Source organism: Niameybacter massiliensis, assembly GCF_001282685.1.
In the GTDB taxonomy this organism is placed as follows: Bacteria; Bacillota; Clostridia; order Lachnospirales; family Cellulosilyticaceae; genus Holtiella; species Holtiella tumoricola.
On record NZ_LN875035.1, the window covers coordinates 1,039,773 to 1,058,443 of the forward strand.

Annotated in this window: 16 protein-coding genes, 1 riboswitch and 1 other annotated feature; of the genes, 5 read left to right on the forward strand and 11 right to left on the reverse strand. The window is 34.3% G+C overall.

Annotation, left to right across the window (positions count from 1 at the left end; translation table 11 throughout):
- Window positions 1-31 precede the first annotated feature (31 nt).
- From BN2390_RS10600 to BN2390_RS10620, 5 genes are all read right to left on the reverse strand, one after another.
- Complete coding sequence (locus BN2390_RS10600; RefSeq protein ID WP_053984325.1) at window positions 32-1,090, reverse strand: cobalt-precorrin 5A hydrolase; 1,059 nt, start codon at window positions 1,088-1,090, stop codon at window positions 32-34.
- Window positions 1,087-1,848 carry a precorrin-4 C(11)-methyltransferase gene (gene cobM / locus BN2390_RS10605; protein ID WP_053984326.1) on the reverse strand — a complete coding sequence of 254 codons (762 nt, stop codon included), beginning with the start codon at window positions 1,846-1,848 and terminating at the stop codon, window positions 1,087-1,089. Before cobM ends, BN2390_RS10600 begins: the two co-directional genes overlap by 4 nt.
- Window positions 1,849-1,851: 3 nt before the next feature.
- Window positions 1,852-2,538 (reverse strand): precorrin-2 C(20)-methyltransferase, encoded by a 687-nt coding sequence (cobI, locus tag BN2390_RS10610; protein WP_053984327.1) that lies wholly within the window; start codon window positions 2,536-2,538, stop codon window positions 1,852-1,854.
- Window positions 2,528-3,670, reverse strand: a complete 1,143-nt coding sequence (cbiD, locus tag BN2390_RS10615; RefSeq protein WP_242847662.1) for a cobalt-precorrin-5B (C(1))-methyltransferase CbiD — start codon at window positions 3,668-3,670, stop codon at window positions 2,528-2,530. Before cbiD ends, cobI begins: the two co-directional genes overlap by 11 nt.
- 176 nt (window positions 3,671-3,846) lie before the next feature.
- Window positions 3,847-4,020, reverse strand: a riboswitch (cobalamin riboswitch).
- 26 nt (window positions 4,021-4,046) lie between these two features.
- The gene (locus tag BN2390_RS10620; protein WP_082238742.1) at window positions 4,047-4,967 is read right to left on the reverse strand and encodes a DUF445 domain-containing protein; all 921 of its coding nucleotides are present in this window, start codon (window positions 4,965-4,967) and stop codon (window positions 4,047-4,049) included.
- A gap of 260 nt (window positions 4,968-5,227) precedes the next feature.
- On the opposite strand from BN2390_RS10620, the gene BN2390_RS10625 reads away from it, so the two are divergent.
- The 4 genes from BN2390_RS10625 (at window position 5,228) to BN2390_RS10640 (ending at window position 9,022) form a co-directional block, all read left to right on the forward strand.
- Window positions 5,228-6,628 (forward strand): MATE family efflux transporter, encoded by a 1,401-nt coding sequence (locus BN2390_RS10625; RefSeq protein ID WP_053984329.1) that lies wholly within the window; start codon window positions 5,228-5,230, stop codon window positions 6,626-6,628.
- A 158-nt stretch (window positions 6,629-6,786) separates the two neighbouring features.
- On the forward strand, window positions 6,787-7,602 hold the full coding sequence (locus BN2390_RS10630) for an amino acid ABC transporter substrate-binding protein (RefSeq protein WP_053984330.1): 816 nt from the start codon (window positions 6,787-6,789) through the stop codon (window positions 7,600-7,602).
- A 25-nt stretch (window positions 7,603-7,627) separates the two neighbouring features.
- Complete coding sequence (locus BN2390_RS10635; protein ID WP_330373746.1) at window positions 7,628-8,311, forward strand: amino acid ABC transporter permease; 684 nt, start codon at window positions 7,628-7,630, stop codon at window positions 8,309-8,311.
- Between the two features lie 12 nt (window positions 8,312-8,323).
- Window positions 8,324-9,022, forward strand: coding sequence for an amino acid ABC transporter ATP-binding protein (locus tag BN2390_RS10640; RefSeq protein ID WP_053984331.1), 699 nt, complete (start codon window positions 8,324-8,326; stop codon window positions 9,020-9,022).
- A gap of 62 nt (window positions 9,023-9,084) precedes the next feature.
- On the opposite strand, the gene BN2390_RS10645 is transcribed toward BN2390_RS10640, so the two are convergent.
- The 6 genes from BN2390_RS10645 to BN2390_RS10670 all read right to left on the reverse strand — a co-directional run bounded on the left by BN2390_RS10645 (window position 9,085) and on the right by BN2390_RS10670 (window position 16,714).
- Complete coding sequence (locus BN2390_RS10645; protein WP_053984332.1) at window positions 9,085-10,944, reverse strand: peptidoglycan DD-metalloendopeptidase family protein; 1,860 nt, start codon at window positions 10,942-10,944, stop codon at window positions 9,085-9,087.
- A 157-nt stretch (window positions 10,945-11,101) separates the two neighbouring features.
- Window positions 11,102-12,040 carry a DnaJ domain-containing protein gene (locus BN2390_RS22255; RefSeq protein ID WP_053984333.1) on the reverse strand — a complete coding sequence of 313 codons (939 nt, stop codon included), beginning with the start codon at window positions 12,038-12,040 and terminating at the stop codon, window positions 11,102-11,104.
- 152 nt (window positions 12,041-12,192) lie between these two features.
- Window positions 12,193-12,393: a cold-shock protein gene (locus tag BN2390_RS10655; RefSeq protein WP_053984334.1), complete on the reverse strand. Its 201-nt coding sequence runs from the start codon at window positions 12,391-12,393 to the stop codon at window positions 12,193-12,195.
- A gap of 174 nt (window positions 12,394-12,567) precedes the next feature.
- On the reverse strand, window positions 12,568-12,762 hold the full coding sequence (locus tag BN2390_RS10660) for a hypothetical protein (RefSeq protein WP_053984335.1): 195 nt from the start codon (window positions 12,760-12,762) through the stop codon (window positions 12,568-12,570).
- 299 nt (window positions 12,763-13,061) lie between these two features.
- Entirely contained in the window at window positions 13,062-14,861 is a 1,800-nt protein-coding gene (locus tag BN2390_RS10665; RefSeq protein WP_198524903.1) for an oleate hydratase, read from the reverse strand.
- Window positions 14,862-15,016: 155 nt separating this feature from the next.
- Complete coding sequence (locus tag BN2390_RS10670) at window positions 15,017-16,714, reverse strand: carbon starvation CstA family protein (protein WP_053984336.1); 1,698 nt, start codon at window positions 16,712-16,714, stop codon at window positions 15,017-15,019.
- A 67-nt stretch (window positions 16,715-16,781) separates the two neighbouring features.
- Window positions 16,782-16,999: a binding site (T-box leader), on the reverse strand.
- Window positions 17,000-17,379: 380 nt separating this feature from the next.
- Between BN2390_RS10670 and BN2390_RS10675 the strand changes: the two genes are divergently transcribed.
- Window positions 17,380-18,648 carry an ArsB/NhaD family transporter gene (locus BN2390_RS10675; protein ID WP_053984337.1) on the forward strand — a complete coding sequence of 423 codons (1,269 nt, stop codon included), beginning with the start codon at window positions 17,380-17,382 and terminating at the stop codon, window positions 18,646-18,648.
- Window positions 18,649-18,671 lie beyond the last annotated feature (23 nt).

Genomic DNA, 18,671 nt, shown 5'->3' on the forward strand with positions numbered 1-18,671 from the left:
CACGTTTCCTTTCTATTCCCTGACGGGAGTTTTAACAAGTTTCATCAAACTGCACTTTATAGGTACCTTCTATAGCTATAGCTATAGCTATAGTAACACCATCTAGTGATGTCTTCGGAACTAAAAGCTTACCACCATAACTTCCTAATACTGCTGCCCTTTCACATACATTATCAACACCTGTTACTTGCTTTACAAAAGAAGAGGCTGTAAATTCACCTTCTACTTGACTCAGCTGTAGGGCACTAAAAAATCGAATAGACTTTTTATTTCTATTTGCCCATTCATTTAGTCCTTCTTCATTCTTCTTTAAATCAATAGAAACGATTTGTCCAACAGACTCAATAGGTAAATGGTATTGCTCTAAAATCTGCTTTACTAACCGTTCTATTTGTGCTTCACTGGTGCCTTTCTTACACCCTATTCCAACAGTTAAAAGTGGGGGTACAAGCCACAATGTTTCCTGAAAAGGTCTTTTTTCTTCCCATCCAATCCATATTCCCAAAGGGCCTTGTATTGTTTCCATTTGGTTAGCTTTGTAATATTTGAGGCCCTTAGGCAAATGCCCTTCTATAGATACATCTGCCATAAATCCAACTACTTCACCTTGTAATAAAGCTGCCGAAATATGCTTAGCTACTTTTAAATTCTTAATCACTAAACTATTTCGTTTTGCCCATTCATCTATGGCAAAGCACTTTTCTAAATCTGTAGCTGTTGTCACAACAGGCGTTCCTCCTATTAATACACTCAGTTCACTCGCTAACTTATTTGCCCCACCTAAGTGTCCCGACAGAAGAGGGATAATATACTTCCCTAATTCATCAATTACAAGCACTGCTGGGTCAACAGCTTTATTAATAATAAAAGGTGCAATGGCTCTTACTGCAATCCCTGTCGCCCCTATGAAAACAAGCGCTTCACATACTTGAAACTGCTCTTTCGTCCACTCATTCAAAGAGCTTTCTATATTATCAAGACCTTCTTCTTTAAATTTAGAAAGATGAACCCCTTTAACCTGAAATAGGCTACTTAACTTTCTATTAATACAAGCGCCTTTACTCGTAAAAGAAATAATCCCTATTTTCACTTGATCGCCTCTCTAAACATATGTGTAAAACCTGGATCATAAAGTTTAGAACGCTCATAAGTATCTCCTAGAAAATCGCCTACTACAATTAAAGCTGTTTTAGTAATATGATTTTCTGCAATAATATGACTTAATTGGTTCAATTCACCTTTATAAATTTTTTCTTCTGGCCATGTTGCTTTATATACAATGGCAATAGGTGTGTCTTCTCTATAACCACCTTTTATTAAACGTTCCTCTACCTCTTTAGCCAAACTAACACTTAGGAAAATAATCATTGTAGCTTGATGACTTGCAAGCATACTTAGTTCTTCTTTAGGGGGCATTGGTGTGCGCCCTTCCATTCGTGTCAAAATTACGGTTTGACTCACATTCGGTAAAGTATATTCCTTTTTAAGTGCAGCTGCTGCTCCACAAAAAGAACTTACACCGGGTACCACTTCATATTTAAGTGTTCTTTCATCTAACAAATCCATTTGTTCTCTAATAGCACCATAGATACTAGGATCTCCTGTATGTAACCTCACAACAACCCTATCTTCTCCTTTCATTTCTTCTTCCACCATCGCCTTAATCACTTCTTCTAAAGTCATCATTGCACTATCTAATATGATACATTCTTCTTTGCATTCATTAAGTAATGCTGGATTAACTAATGACCCTGCATAAATAACTAAATCTGCTGTTTTTAAAAGACGTTGCCCTTTTACTGTAATTAGCTCTATATCACCTGGTCCTGCACCTACAAAATAAATCATTTTTTAATCCTCCTTTATAACAACAACTGAAAAATAACTACTTTCTTCTAACGTATCTAAGCTACTATGAATCTTTTCATTTGGCATACTGGCACATTCTACTGCTTTTGCTTTTTCATATAAGCCTTTTTCTTTTAAATGTCCTTTTAATCGTTCCATAGACTTACCTGTTTTCATAAGTACTTTTGTACCCTTTAAATCAAGATAATCTTCTTTTCCCTTATAAGAAGCAGGTATAATATGCAAACAGTCACTTCCCTCACAAAGAGAATCATTTAATGCTGCAGCTACACTGCATATAGAAGATATGCCTGGTATAATTTCTGTTTTATAGCCTAATGCTTGAATACGACGATGAATATACATATAGGTAGAATAAATCGTAGGATCACCTAGTGTTAAAAAAGCCACATCCTTTCCCTCTTCTAAATACTCCCTAATACTGCTAGTTACTAATTCATGATTTTTATTAAGCGCTTCTTTATCTCTTGTCATGGGCATATAGCAGTCCAATATAAACTGCTCCTCTATATAAGGCCTTGCTATGGTTAACGCAATTTGCTCACTTTCACCTGATTTAGGTACTGCAATAATCGGACATTTTTTAATCACCCCTGCTGCTTTAAAAGTCATCAATTGCGGATCTCCTGGTCCTACGCCTACTCCATATAGTTTCCCTTTATTCTCCATCTTCAACCTCCATTTGTAATCGCTGAATAGATTTCTGCACTTCTTTAGTTTTTGCAAGAATACCTTCTTCTCCAAAAAGAATTATTTCTACTTGTACTTTATCTTTAACCCTAAAATTTATATGACGCTGAATTTTATTAAGGATACTTGCTATAACTTTTTTATAACAAGGCTGCTCTTTTAGAATACTTAATGCACCATCTGTTGTTACACATTCCATTACTTTGCAAATAATTTCTTTAGGAACACCTTCCATAGCCGCATGACTTGCTAGTACTTCAAACCTAGCATCTGCATACTTAGAGTGGGTATTCATTACACCTGCTGCAACCTTTACAAGCTTACCAATATGTCCAACAAGCAATACCTTTTCAAATCCTAAGTACACAATATGGTCTAGAGTCTCACCTAAATAGTTGCTATATTTAATGCCTTGTTCTAAATCTAATCCTAACTGCTCTTTTGCAAAGTCCCGGCCATAGTTCCCTGGGCAAATTAAGAGTTGCTTCACATGACTTGCAGCCTTCATCTCTAACTCTGTATAGATTGTGTCTATCAAAGCTTTCTCACTCATAGGTTCTACTATGCCACTGGTCCCAAGTATTGAAATACCTCCTACTATCCCAAGTCTTGGATTAAATGTCTTCTTTGCTATTTTTTCACCTTCTGGAGCAAACACAATAATCTCAAGACCTTCCATATAACCAACATCCTTACATACAGCTTCAACCTCTTGTCTAATCATTTGCTTAGGTACAGGGTTGATCGCTGCTTCACCTACCTGACATTTAAGCCCTACCTTAGTGACACGTCCTATCCCCTCTCCACCATCTATGTAAATACCTTCTTCTAATCTTTTTGATACTTGTACATATATTTTCATTCCATGGGTAACATCTGGGTCATCTCCACCATCTTTTACAACTGCACAACTTACATATTTATGAGTTACTAGCACATCATGTATATCTAACAAAAGTTCTATGCCCTTTGGCGTATAGATTTTAACTTGTTCTATTGGTTCACCTTTTAATAACATCCATGTCGCTGCCTTTGCAGCAGCAGTTGCACAACTTCCTGTTGTATATCCTAGTCGTAGTACATCTTGCCCTTTAACCATATAGGATTCCACTTTATCACCTCCTTAATATGCAAAAGAATTTCTCCTTTAGTTCTTATATCTTAGAAAATAGAGTTTCCTTATAATAAAAAATCTCCCACTTTATGAGTAGGAGATGTGTACGCCAAAAATACATACCTAGATTTTCTAGCTATGTTCTTGCATACACCCCCTATCACTCGTAGAGTTATGGTGTTTTATTAGTAGGCAGGTCTTCTGACTTAGATTCATCAAACTTACTCCCTTCCCCTCTATCGAAAGTGGTATGAATAAGTTCTCCTCATCACAGCGGCGGGACCGTACAGCAATTTCAGCTGTTTCCCTATTAAGCTACAAGTAGCACCTCTAACAGTATATTCACTTTATATATTCCTTATTAGTTTACACCCTAAATAAAGTTCATCACAAGCCCCATTATCATCCCAAGCACTGCCCCTAGCCAAACAATGGCTCTAAGCTCTTTGCGCATAAGATCTAGAAGCATCTTTTCTAAATCAAGTAAATCTAAACTTTTAATTTTATCTTCTACAATTTTACTAATATCAAGTGTTTCTAACCATCTAGATAATTGACTTTCTATAATATGAGTATATTGCTTCATTAATGAATACTTAATTTTAGGTACATGACTTTCAATTTGAGACGCTAATTCACAAATAGGGTAGTCTAAGCACTTTTCGCCCTCACTATCTACCACTTGGTGGATCATCTGTTCAGCTTCTGTATTAAGCATTTCTAAAATCATTTCTTCTATTTTAATTTGTAAACCTTCCATGACACTTTCATTCATAAAATGTGCTAAAAATCCTAAGTTTGCTTTAAGACCTACAGCTGCGCGTTCAGCCATAACCTTTTCAAGTTCTAAGTTCATTAAAGCGCCATAAGCTTTTTGTGTCGTCATATCTTTAAGTTTTATGGCTATCTCTTCTATATTTCTTTCACTACTTAATTCATTTAAACACATTCTTACCGTCTTATTAGATTGCTTTGCACTTATAAACCATTCTTCAAGAGCACGCTCTAAATGAGTATACATTTCTTGTGATAAAAGCGTCTCTTTAAGTGTCTCAGGCGCAATAAGTTCAGTCCCTACTACTGCCCCTACACTTTTGGCAATACGGTCTCTTTCTTTTGGAATAAGTCCCTGTGTAAAAGGTACCGGTTTACCTCCTATATACAAAGGTTTTAAAGGTCTAAAAAGCATTTTAATTGCAATACCATTTGTAATATATCCTATAAGTCCACCTACTAATGGTGCTGCTAAGAAGTCAATTGTCATTTTTCTCTTCCTTTCTGATTCATCTTCCATATACTTTACTGTGTTATAGTTTATAATAACTTTTTACTATTTTCAATTTTTATATTGTAAATGTTACATTTTATTTAATCCAGCAGTGCTATTTTACATTTTCCAACATATTGTAAATTTTATTTTATACTTTATCTATTTTTTCCTCTAATTTCTCTTATATTCTTGTTAAATTCTTTAAATTATAGTATATTAATAAGTTGAAACTTATATATAAAATAGATTAAAGGAATTATAATTATTGGGGAGATGACTAATCAATGCAACTTGTAGACTATTTTTCGTGTCAAAAAATGATTAAAGATTCACAAAAGCTAGGGACTATTCCACCCTCGAAGCAGATTTATCAAAATACAATAAACCTTGCATGGCCTTCTGCACTCGAACGTATGCTAGTAAGTCTAGTATCAGCTATAGATACTATGATGGTTGGGGTACTAGGTGCTAGTGCAATCGCTGCTGTTGGGATTACTCAACAGCCTACTTTTATTTTACTTGCTATTATTTTCTCTTTAAATGTAGGCGTTACAGCCATTGTTGCTAGACGTTGTGGCGAAGAAGACTTTGTAAGTGCTAATAAAACCTTAAGGCAGTCTATTATTGTTGTCGGCCTACTCTCTATTATTTTAGCAGCTATTGGCTTTATTTTTGCTAAACCCATTTTAACTTGGATGGGTGCCGCACCAGATGTTTTAGGAGATGCCATACTTTATTTTAGAACGATTGTTATAGGTATGGTATTTAATGCCCTAAGCCTTAACATTAATGCTGCACAACGTGGTGCTGGTAATACAAAAATTGCTATGACAACTAATGTTACTGCTAACCTAGTCAATTTAGTCTTTAACTTCTTACTCATTGGTGGTCATTTTGGTTTTCCAAAACTCGGTGTACTTGGTGCTGGAATCTCTACAGTACTAGGCAATATTGTTGCTTTTATTATTGCAACTTATGGCATCTTACATTCTAAAACGGAACTTCAACTTAATTTCAAAGATAGTTGGAAACTAGATAAGGTAACGATAAAAGGAATCTTTAAAATTAGTAATAGTGCTATGGTAGAACAACTTTGTATGCGTATTGGATTCCTAGCTTATACAAAAATGATTACTAATTTAGGAACTGTTGCTTTTGCAACCCATCAAATCTGTATGAATATCTTAAATATGACCTTTAGCGTGGGCGATGGCATGGGGATGGCTGCTTCTTCTTTAGTTGGACGTAATTTAGGTGCCAAACGTGCAGACTTATCTATAATCTATGGAAAAACTGCTCAGCGTATTGGTGTTATTTTCTCTAGTCTACTGGTTATAATCTATATTCTCTTTGGTAAACCTTTAGTAGGACTCTTTACTGATGATAATATGATCATCACTCTTGGTGGCCAAATCATGCTCATTGTAGCCATTGTATCACCTTTACAAATTTCACAAGTTATTATTTCGGGTTCTTTACGTGGCGCAGGAGATACTAAGTTTGTTGCTAGAACCTCCTTCATTAGTATCTTAATGATTCGTCCTGTTATCACATTTATCCTCTGTTACGGATTCGGTCTCGGGCTTATCGGTGCTTGGGTTGCATTGCTTCTCGATCAAACACTTCGATTACTCCTTAACATTATTCGTTTCTCCAGTGGTAAATGGATCCATGTAAAAATATAAATAAGAAAAATAAAAAAGGCATTACATTAAATGTAGTGCCTTTTTTATTTTTCTTATTGACTTTTTCACTTTAATTCATTAAAGTGTTATTATAATAAACTCATAAATAAACTAATATATAATTTTATATCAAATCAAATCTTTTAGGGGGATTCATTATGAAAAAACTATTTAAAAAAATTGTAACGCTAACAGCTTTAGGTACACTTGCATTTAGTCTTACCGCTTGTTCTACAGCCAATACATCTAACACAACTACAACTTCAACTATTGATAAAGAAGAATGGATAATCGGACTTGATGATACTTTTGCCCCTTTAGGCTTTAGAGATCAAAATGGTGAATTAACTGGATATGATATAGATCTTGCTAAAGCCATGGGTGAAAAGCTAGGAAAAAAATTAACACTTCAGCCTATTGATTGGTCTATGAAAGAAGCTGAATTAAACTCAGGTAATATCGATCTTATTTGGAATGGCTACACCATCACAGATGAGAGAAAAGAAAAAGTAGACTTTACTACACCATATCTAGATAATAAACAAATCATTGTTGTCCTTGCTGATTCTTCTATCCAATCAAAAGCTGATCTTGCTGGTAAAAGTGTAGGTGCACAAAGCGAATCCAGCGCTGTGACTGCAATGGAAAAAGAATCTGATCTCTATGCTTCCTTTAAAGATGGTAAAGCTGTTACTTTCGAAGACAATAATCAAGCCTTAATGGATCTTGATAGCAAACGTATTGATGCAGTTGTTGCAGATGAAGTTGTTGTACGTTATTACATTACATTGAAAGGTGATAACAAATACCGTATTTTAGATGAAGACTTTGGAGCTGAAGAATATGGTGTAGGCATACGTAAAGGTGATACAAAAACTGTAGAAGCCTTTAACAAAGCTTATGAAGAGCTTAAAGCTGATGGAACCATTGCAGAAATATCAACAAAATGGTTTGGTAGTGATGTTGCTAAATAAATTTAATCTATAAGGAGGAGCGTCCATGGACATTATGACTTACATCATTAATACACTTACTTATCTTTTTGAATATACAATTAAACTCATGCCTCAGGTTATAGAAGGCTTAGGTGTTACACTACAACTTTTTGCATTAACACTTTTGTTCGCTATCCCTCTAGGCATAGTTATTGCCCTTGGACGTTTGTCTCATTTTAAAATTTTAAATAAGTTAACATCAGCTTATATCCTAATATTACGTGGTACGCCACTTCTTTTACAAATTGTATTTGTATTCTTTGGTTTGCCAATGATTGGTATTACCTTTGATCGATTTCCTGCAGCACTGGTTGCTTTTTCATTAAACTACGCTGCTTACTTTGCAGAAATTTTCCGCGCTGGTATTGCTTCTATTGACAAAGGACAATATGAAGGTGCTGAAGTTCTTGGCTTATCTCCTCGAGAAACTTTTTCTCGTATAATCTTTCCACAAGCTTTTAAAAGAGTATTACCTCCAGTAGGGAATGAAATCGTAACCCTTGTTAAGGACACTGCTCTTGTATATATTTTAGGATTAGATGAACTTCTTAAAGTAGGAAAAATTGCTTGTAATCGAGATGCTTCTTTACTACCACTTGTTATCATTGCAATTGTTTATTTACTTCTTACCGGTGTACTCTCAAAAATTATGGCTATTATCGAAACAAGATATACTTATTATCAATAAGGAGGTTGTTCCATGTTAATCATTGAAAACTTACATAAAAGCTTCGGCAAAACTAAAGTACTAAAAGGGGTCAATCTCCATATTAAGAAGGGTGAAATATTAGTTGTTGTTGGACCTTCTGGTGGTGGTAAAACAACTTTTTTACGCAGCATTAATTATCTTGAAAAATGTCAAGAAGGTTCTATCTCTTTAAATGGTAACTATCTACTTAAAGAAGGTCACTACGCTAATAAAAAAGAGATTAAATCCATCCGCAAAGATATCGGCCTTGTCTTCCAAAACTATAATCTCTTTCCTCACTTATCCGTTCTTGAAAACATGATAGAAGCTCCTATTCGTGTTCTTGGTCAAACCAAAGAGCAAGCAACCAAAGAGGCTTTAAATACACTGGCCTTCCTAGGACTTAGTGACAAGGCAAATAGCTATCCCTACGAGCTTTCCGGTGGTCAAAAACAACGTGTAGCCATCGGTCGTGCCCTGTGCATGAATCCCCAACTTATGTGCTTTGATGAACCTACATCTGCTCTTGATCCTACCCTCACAGAGGAAGTAGCTAAAGTTATTAAAAGCTTAAGTATAAAAGGTATGACTATGCTTATTATCACTCACGATATGGGATTTGCTAAGAAAGTTGCAGATCGAATAGTATCTATGGATCAAGGTCAAATTATAGAGGATCATATGTATTCCGAAAGTGCAGTCTTGGCTTAATCTTCATTAATAACAAAAGAGCAGTTACACTTTATAATAGTGTAACTGCTCTTTTGTTATTATTAGTAAATATAGCTGTATGGATTAATTGGCGTTCCATCTTTTCTAATTTCAAAATGAACATGGTTGCCTGTTGAGTTACCTGTACTTCCAACACCTGCAATGTTTTGTCCTTTAGAAACTTTTTGTCCAACTTGAGCGTATAAACTATTACAGTGTGCGTAATATGTCTCATATCCATTCTGATGATCGATAATAATAAGCTTACCAAATCCACCATTATTGTATCCTGAATAAGTTACAACACCTGATGCTGCTGCATAGATAGGTGTACCTGCTGGGGCTGCAATATCAATAGCTCTATGGAAGGTTCCCCATCTACTTCCATATGGTGAAGACATTCTTCCTCCACCATTTAATGGATGCATAAACATACCCGAGTTACTTCCACTTACCGCTGAACCTGCACTCCCCTTATTAGATGTAGTCGAAGATGTTTCTTGTTTTGGTTTTTCCTTTGTACCAAAGGCAATAACTTTTGTTTTAGCTTGTTTCAAAACCTTTTCACTGATAAGGTCACGACTTACTTCTTTGCCGTTTACCTTATGAACAGAAACCGTAATTTCTTTAAGACCATCATGTCCTTCTTGATAAGTCTTTGTTTCATCTTTATAAAGATCTGAGAATTCTACATATTCAATATCTGCCGGAATAAGTTCTTTAAATACGGCTTCTTCTGTAGTTGAAATAGAAAGAATAGGTTCTGGCACTTCTAACTTAATGATTTCCCCAATTTGCATACGAGTTTCATCTTCAATTTGAGGATTAATTTCTAAGATATGATCCATGGTCGTACCATGTGCCATAGCAATATCCCAGATATTATCTCCTTCTTTCATTTCATATTCTACTACTTCTTCCGTATTAGAAAGCAAAATATCTATCGCTTCTTGTTCATCTACTATTTCCTCAGCATCTACATATGTATTACGTACAATAACTTCTTCATTAAAATCAAAAACTTTAAGATCACGCTGAATTTTTTGACCTTCTTTTGGAGTATCCTCTTCTTCTTGATCCTTTTTTATAAATTTAGCTACTTGAATTTTAGTTTGTTTTTCTGGCTCTTTTAGCGCATCTTGAACTTCTAACACCTCTACTACATTTCCTGCTTCATTAGTAATCGTTTGAGGTGGTACTGATTCTGTTGTGGTTTGATTAACTACCTCCTCAGCGCCTACTTCTACTTGAGGCATTTCACTTGAAGTGGTTGTTTCCCCACTTGCTTCAGTATCCTTCGTTGGAACTTGCTCTGATGTTACTTCTGGTATTTCCTGCATTGTCTTTTCTGAGGTTTCTTCTGAAACTCCCTCTTTAACATCCTGTTGTTTTATTACTGGCTGTTGTTTTATTACTGGCTGTTCTTCAATAACTTCTTTACCCTCTGCATCAAGTTCTCTAATATCTAATTCTACTTCTGAACCTTCTGGTAAATGTGTTTTTGCAATATATGTTAAAACATTTTGAGCAATATCTTCATTTGCTACAACTGCTCTTACTTCTCCATCTACTAGTATTTCATAAGCTTCAACCTCATAACTAACACTATCCTTTAATACTTTAGTCAAATCGTCTAATGTTTGTATCTCAGCTTTTTTACTATTAACATGTTCCACAGTGATCATTTCTTTTACAGCAATATCTACACCTTCTTGATTCTTTACTTCAGATACGACAGCTTCATAGGCTGTCTTTGCTTCTTCTTTAGTTTTTACAACACCTACTACTTTTCCATCTACTGAAATAGCATAAGAGTTATTTTGCATACCTACAAGTGTGAACGTAATAACAATTACACCTACCCCTGCAAGTACTTTATAAGTGTGTTTACTTTGTTTGATATATTCTAAAAAGGCTTTCATATTACTTTTATCCTTTACTGGTGTCTAATTATTTTATGTTTGTTAAAACTATTACATATTTATTACATCCTATAAATTTTATCAAAGTTTTATCATTCTGTAAAGTCTTGGTGAATTTAGATGTCGAAAAAGGAGACATTTTACAATGTCTCCTTTTTTATGCTTCTTTTATTTTCTTTAGATATTCATAAGCCTCATTAATTTCAGCAATTTTTTGATTTGCAAATTGTAAATAATCCTCTGGCATACTTTCTGAAGCCATTTTATCTGGATGGTACTCTTTTGCAAGCTTACGATATGCCTTTTTAATCTCAGACATACTCGCATCTTCACTTACACCAAGAACTTCACAATATTTCTTAGTTAAATCTACTGAATTTGCTGCTGTATAGCCTCCTGTTTGCCCATATCCATTTTGATAATAGTTTTGATTACCACCAAAACCTCCTTGATAGTAACTATAACTTTGTCCATTAAATGATCCTTTGATACTGCGATATTCATATTCTGAAATACCCAGTTCAGCTAAGATTTTACGAATCTGCTCATCTTGTTTGTCACTCATTTCTTTCCCGTCTTGCATTGTAAGGGATACAAGCAGATAAGAAACAAGCAAACTCATGTCTCTACTATTATAGTAGTCACGAATCATTCTTGCAAATACTTGATATTCTTCTGGATGATCTTTACCATAAGTAAATGCATCTGCATACTCATTTAATCTTTCACGCTCTATGTTAAAATACTTGGTAACAAAATCTTTAATTGTTTTAACTTCTTCCTTTGTAATACTACCATCTGTTTTAGCTACAATTGCAGAAAGTGCCATAATAGATGCTATCACAGGGTTTTTCCCTCTAAATGCTGGGTTATTTCTCAAATCACCAGGAAACTTTGGATACTTCTGCGGAATAAATGGTAGGATGAAAATAATCCATGGGAAAAAGAATGCAACGATTCCCCATAAAAGTGGATTTCTTCTTTTATACACTGCAATCCCCGCTGCAATCAAAGCTACTAGCAATGTGAATATAAAAGAGATCACACTTACTCCAAAGCCCAATATCCCTTGAATAAGGCTAAATATAAAATTCATTGTTTCACCTCTTTTGGTTATCTAATCTTTCGTCAATATTATCAGCTATTCTAACATATCATCTTTATTTATACAACGTATGTAGATTAAATAAAGGTTTTTATAATATAAAAAAGGTAGAACTAAAAGTTCTACCTCTGATTAACTATTAATTATAGTTTAGTTACGTTTTCAGCTTGAGCGCCACGTGGTCCTTGAGTAATATCGAAGCTTACAGCTTGACCTTCTTCAAGAGTTTTGAAACCATCACCTTGGATAGCTGAGAAATGTACGAATACGTCATCTCCTTCTTCTCTAGCGATGAAACCAAAACCTTTTTCTGCATTAAACCATTTAACTGTACCCTTGTTCATTATGAGTACCTCCTAATATAAATTTGACCGTAAAATAAAAACTTCACACATCAACAAAGATTATAACTTTCATTGACAAAGCCTTCTATAATCTCTGTTCATATGTGAAGTTTATAAAATACATATTCATTACTTCTCTAATATAAAACATTTATACCTATTTGTCAAGTATTCTTATTTTTCATAAAGACCTTGTTCTAAAATTTTTCTTGCTAAAATTCCAATATTCACTTCTCTTGTATCCATATAAACATCTATTACACGATCTGCTAACGTAACTTCTACGCATTCGATAGGATTTCCTTCTGCATCAAAGTTAATAATATCATAGGTTAGAATTTCTTCTTTAAGTTGTTTTAATGTAATCATTATTTACTCCTTTATTTATACTCTACGTTTATTATAACAGAAATTTATCATTTATTGTCTAAAAAAACTATAGAACATTTGTTCTTTTTGTAGTATAATGTCTTTAACATTAAGTTTAAAGGAGAGTTTAATCATGAGTGTATCGGGAAATATTCGTGAAGTCTTAAAGCAAATTGAACTACTAATTAGAATCTATGGCAATGCCTCATTAACTGAAATCCAACAATCTGTCTATAGCGTACGCAATAAATAGTTTTTTATACATATTTTAAGGAGGTGACCAGTCACCTCCTTTTTGATTATCTATATGAAGTTTTTAATGCTTCTTTTAATACTTTAGGATCTTTTTTGTATGGGGTTACAGGACAAATTTGTTGATTAGTTATATTAAGTAATGTATAAACAGCCATACGTGCTGCTCTTACTGAATATTCTTCTGTAAAGACCATATCCTCTGGTATCTCTACAAATTGACTAATCATCGCAAAGTTTGTTGAACCTTCTGGTACAACATGTGGTCTATCTGTCATTTTTCTTGGTTGGAATTGTGAAACAATGTATGGCATCATACATGGAATAACATTAACAACCGTATCGAGAATTTCATCTTGCTCATCTTCAAAATGTAAATGATGTAGAAGTTCTATAAGAATTTCTTTACCGGTACATTCTCTCATTGGCTTTTTCACATAGTCTCCTATTTGATCTGTATAAAGCCCATATCCCCAGAAAATAGTTGTATCTAGTGGTTGACCTTTAAAGTGAGGTTGAGCTGCTACTACAATACTCATAAGCCAATTAGAATCTTTGAATGTCATGAGTGCTCCACTACCTGGAACATTACCTGAGAATTGCTCTATTTTCTTAAGAAGCTTATTCCCTTTACAAGTCACAGTGAAGCTTTCCCAATTTGTTTCTTCTGGATAATTAAAGAAAGGTTCTGGATTTCCTAATAAGCCTGGTTTCTTTCTTGCAACTTTTGCCCATAGTTCACCTGATATTGGTTTTTCTGGATCATACGTTGCTGGTGTATTGAAATCACCAAGTCTTGCATTATCTGTCATACAACCATTGGTCATAATACATATATCTGTAGATTTAAGAGTTATCACCTTTTCTCCTTCTTCATCTTCGATATGAATAGCATTAGCTGTAATAGTATCTCCCTCAGCGAAATCAATATCTGTAACCGTTGCATTAATACTAAAGTCAACACCGTAGTGATCTAGATACGCTTTAAGAGGAAGAATCACTGATTCATATTGGTTATATGGTGTTCTTGTTACCCCTTCTAAAGTTTCTATGCGTGAGAATTCAAAAATCATACGTTCCATATAACGTTTGAACTCAAATAAACTTGACCATTTTTGGAATGCGAAGGTTGTTTGCCACATATACCAGAAGTTAGTTGTGAAGAAATGAGGTGTATGACTAAACCATTGTTCAATAGTCATATCATCTAATTTTTCCTCTGGTGTAATCATTAATTTACCAAGTGCCAAACGATCTGCTTGATTAAATCCCATACTTTTAACATCTAAAATATGTCCATTTTTATCTATTAATCTAGCTTGGGCATGTGTTGGATGAAGATGGTCAAAGTTAAGTATTTCTTCTGTTACGCTCATTCCTGGCATATCTAAAGATGGAATTGAAGAGAAAAGTTCCCAGAAGTTTTCATAGGTTTCCTCATTAAGCATACGTCCACCACGGCATACAAACCCTTGACTCACATCACCTGCTCCGTCATTACTTCCGCCTAAAATATGCATACCCTCTATAATATGAATATTTTCTCCTTTAAAACCACAATCTCTTATAAGATATGCGGCTCCTGCTAAGCTTCCTAAACCTCCCCCTACAAAGTAAACTTGTCTATCCGTATATTCATAAGGTAAGTGTTTAAGAGGTGCTACTTGTGCAACACCTTTTTTACATTGTGGTTTATTCTTCATACTTATGGTTGCAATAGCCGCTGCTCCTACTGCTGTCCCTACTAACCACCATGCTATATGATTATTTTTTTTAACATGTTCTGGCTTCTTAAAAGGAAATTGCTTAATCATTTTTGTAGCTTTTTTTACTGTTCTTTTTTTCATCTTATTTTCTGCCTCCTAAATTTTATTCAGCTATAGATTAGGTTAGGCAAAGTTATCTATTCTTATACAAATATCTTACAAATAAATTTTATATTAACCTCAAAATTAAACTAAGATTAAGCGTCAATCAAATAATTGGCGCTTAATCTTTATATTTATTCCACTAACGTTGTATGGTCTGTAGAAACTTCTTTTTCAAAAAGCTTATTAAATCCTTGAATAGCAACAATAATGCCTAATATAAAAAGTGCAATTGCAAAAGCAAGCTGAAGTATATCTCCTCCTATAGTTTGAGATACTCCATCAATTAATGCCATTCCTTTTCCGTAGATTGTTAATGTAAGCGCTGTTAATGTTACGCCCAACATAGCCACCATTGGCCCCCAAAGCATAAATCCTTTGCGGTTAGTCTTTTTGAGAAATACTGCACAAGCAATGAGAGCTAATGCAGAAAGTAACTGATTCGCTGAACCAAAAAGTGGCCAAATAGATGCATACCCTACCTTTGCTAATGCATATGCCACAATAAGTGTAGCGGCTGTTGCAAAATATTTATTTGTTACAACCTTAAGAAAAGGATTCATTTTTTCATCATCTACCGTTGAATCAAGGAAGAACTCTTGGAATGCTAAACGTCCTACACGTGCCACACTATCTAATGAAGTAAGTGCAAAAGCTGAAACCGCAAGTGTAATAATCGTTCTTGATATATGCTCTGGTATCATAAGTTTACTTAAAAATGTAGCAACTGCTCCTGCAAAAATTTGTGGTTGTGTCATATCTGTTGGCACTGCACCATCAGTTGCTAAGAATCCAACTGCAATCAGTGCAATAATAGCTAACATTGATTCCATAAGCATTGCTCCAAAAGATACAGGTAACATATCTTTCTCATTTTTAATTTGTTTTGACGCTGTTCCTGAAGATACAAGAGCATGAAACCCTGATACTGCCCCACAAGCAATGGTTACAAATAAATAAGGAAACATACTATTACCATCAATAACCCAACCATTAAATGCATTAAGATGAATTTCTGGATTAAATAAAATAACTCCTATTACTGCAGCCCCTATCATAGCTACAAGTAGGAAACTATTAAGATAATCTCGTGGTTGCAAAAGTGCCCATACAGGAACAATAGAAGCAATAGCAATATAGATAAAAACTAAAATATGCCAAAATCCTGTTGTACAATATACTGGTACAGTTAATCCTACTACAATACATCCTACAAGTAATACAAGGGCAACGATTGTATTAACCGTTGTACTTTGCTTGCCATACTTCAAAAACATCCCCAATGCTACTGCTGCCATAATAAAAAGAATACTTGTCATAGCAACAGCTCCATTTGCTTCTATTGTAGTCCCTTCAGTACTAAATCCATTAAAAGTTTTAGCCACAACATCTGCAAATGCTGCAATTACCAAAATAGAAAACAACCATGTAAATAATAAGAAAAGTCTCTTTCCTGTCTTACCTATGTATAACTCAATAATATATCCTATGGTACGTCCTTTATTTTTGACTGAAGCATACATGGCTGCAAAATCTTGCACAGCTCCAAAGAATACACCCCCTATTAAAATCCACAACAATACAGGTACCCAACCAAAAATAGCCGCTTGTATCGGACCATTAATGGGTCCAGCTCCTGCTATAGATGCAAATTGATGTCCAAATACAACACCTGTATCTGCTGGTACATAATCCACTCCATCATTCATTTCATATGCTGGTGTTTTGGCCTTAGGATCTATCCCCCATGATTTTGCAAGATACCTTCCGTATAAAAGATATGCCCCCCCAAGTACAACAATTGCAATAATCATCATCGTTAATCCATTCATTTTACTCACTCCCTTTATCAGATTAAAACAGAATAAATAAAAAAGCCCCGTCTCTTTTCTCATATAGAAAAGAGACGAAGCTTAACTCCGCGGTACCACTCTCATTCACATACTTTAATAGTATGGCCCTTAAATCCTTGTTAACGGAAGGCACCCGGTTCCCCTACTTAATCATTCAGTTCACAGCTCACAGGTGAGAGTCTCTAGTTACTCCATCGTCTTTCACCTACCGACGACTCTCTAAAGGTAGCAAACTACACACTATATCCTGATCACAGCCCTATTTATTCTGTATTTTTAATAATAGTACCATCCCGTTTCACTACTGTCAATAAAATATTTTAATTTTTATAATTTTCATTGTATATTTATTAATATTTCTCTTTATTCATTCATACTTATAAATATTATATTTTAACTAACTTAATCACTAAATCAACATAACTTACTCAATCATTATTTATTTATTTTTATACACTTATAATTTTAATCTTAATTTCTCATATCTAATTATTTTTTCTTTATTTATCCAACTTATATAGATAACATAACTTCCTCTTTTTGCTTTTCACTAATATGAATGTTTTTCACCTAATATGAGGCATATTATGAATATCATGCAATTAAATTGACTGAAATTTTTCAACTTGAAAGGATGCTACATCATGAATTCGACCCAAATTTTTGCAATCCTTATCTTTCTTGTGGTCATGTTCTTTATTATGACAGAAAAAATTGACCGTACTGTAGCTGCTATGGGTGGGGCAATCATTATGGTTCTCTTTAAGATCATTCCACATGATAAAATTATTGGATATATTGACTTTAATACAATTGGTGTATTAATAGGAATGATGCTTGTTGTTTCAGTGGTAAAAAACTCAGGATTATTTGAGTATATTGCCATTTTTACAGCAAAAAAAGCCAAGGGAGATGCTTGGAAAATCCTCTTAAGCTTTGCTCTTATTACGGCCTTTTTATCTGCAACACTTGATAATGTCACAACAGTTCTTCTTATTGGACCTATGACTTTAGTTATCACACAGATTCTAGAACTCAACCCTATTCCTTTTCTTATAACGGAAATTCTAGCTTCTAATATTGGTGGCACTGCAACACTTATTGGTGATCCTCCTAACATTATGATTGGTAGTGCTGCTGGTTTAGGTTTTAATGACTTTTTAACACATACTGCCCCTATTGCAGTTGTGATTTTAATTGTTACACTTACTATCTTATACTTTTTATACCGCAACCATCTTATTGTAGATGATAAACATAAGACTGAGATTCTTTCTTTAGATGAGAAAAAGACCATTAAAGATAAAACTTTATTAATCAAGAGCTTAGTAGTTATGGCATTTATACTCATTGGTTTTATCACACACCAAAGTTTTCATATGGAGTCTAGTACAGTTGCACTTACTGGTGCGGTTGTCCTTTTACTCATAGGTAAACAAGATGTGGAAGAAATTATTGGTAGTATTGAATGGGCCACAATTGCCTTTTTTGTCAGCCTTTTTGTTCTTGTAGGTGGTTTAGAACAAGTTGGTATCATCCATGCTCTTGCGAATACATTAATTGAACTTACCGCTGGTCGTACTACTATGACTATGATTGTACTTCTTTGGCTTTCTGCTATTGTTTCTTCATTCCTTGATAACATTCCTTTTGTGGCAACCCTTATTCCACTTGTCCTAACAATGGGTGCTCAAGGTATTGATATCACACCATTATGGTGGGCTATTTCTTTAGGTGCTTGTCTAGGAGGAAATGGTACACTCATTGGTGCTTCAGCTAACGTAGTACTTGCTAATATTGGTGAAAAAAATGGTTACAAAATAACTTTTGGTAAATATTTCAAAACAGGTTTTCCTTTAATGTTACTTTCTATAGGCATTGCAACTATTTATTTACTTTTAATTTTCCGCTAAATAGTAACTAAATCTACACATAA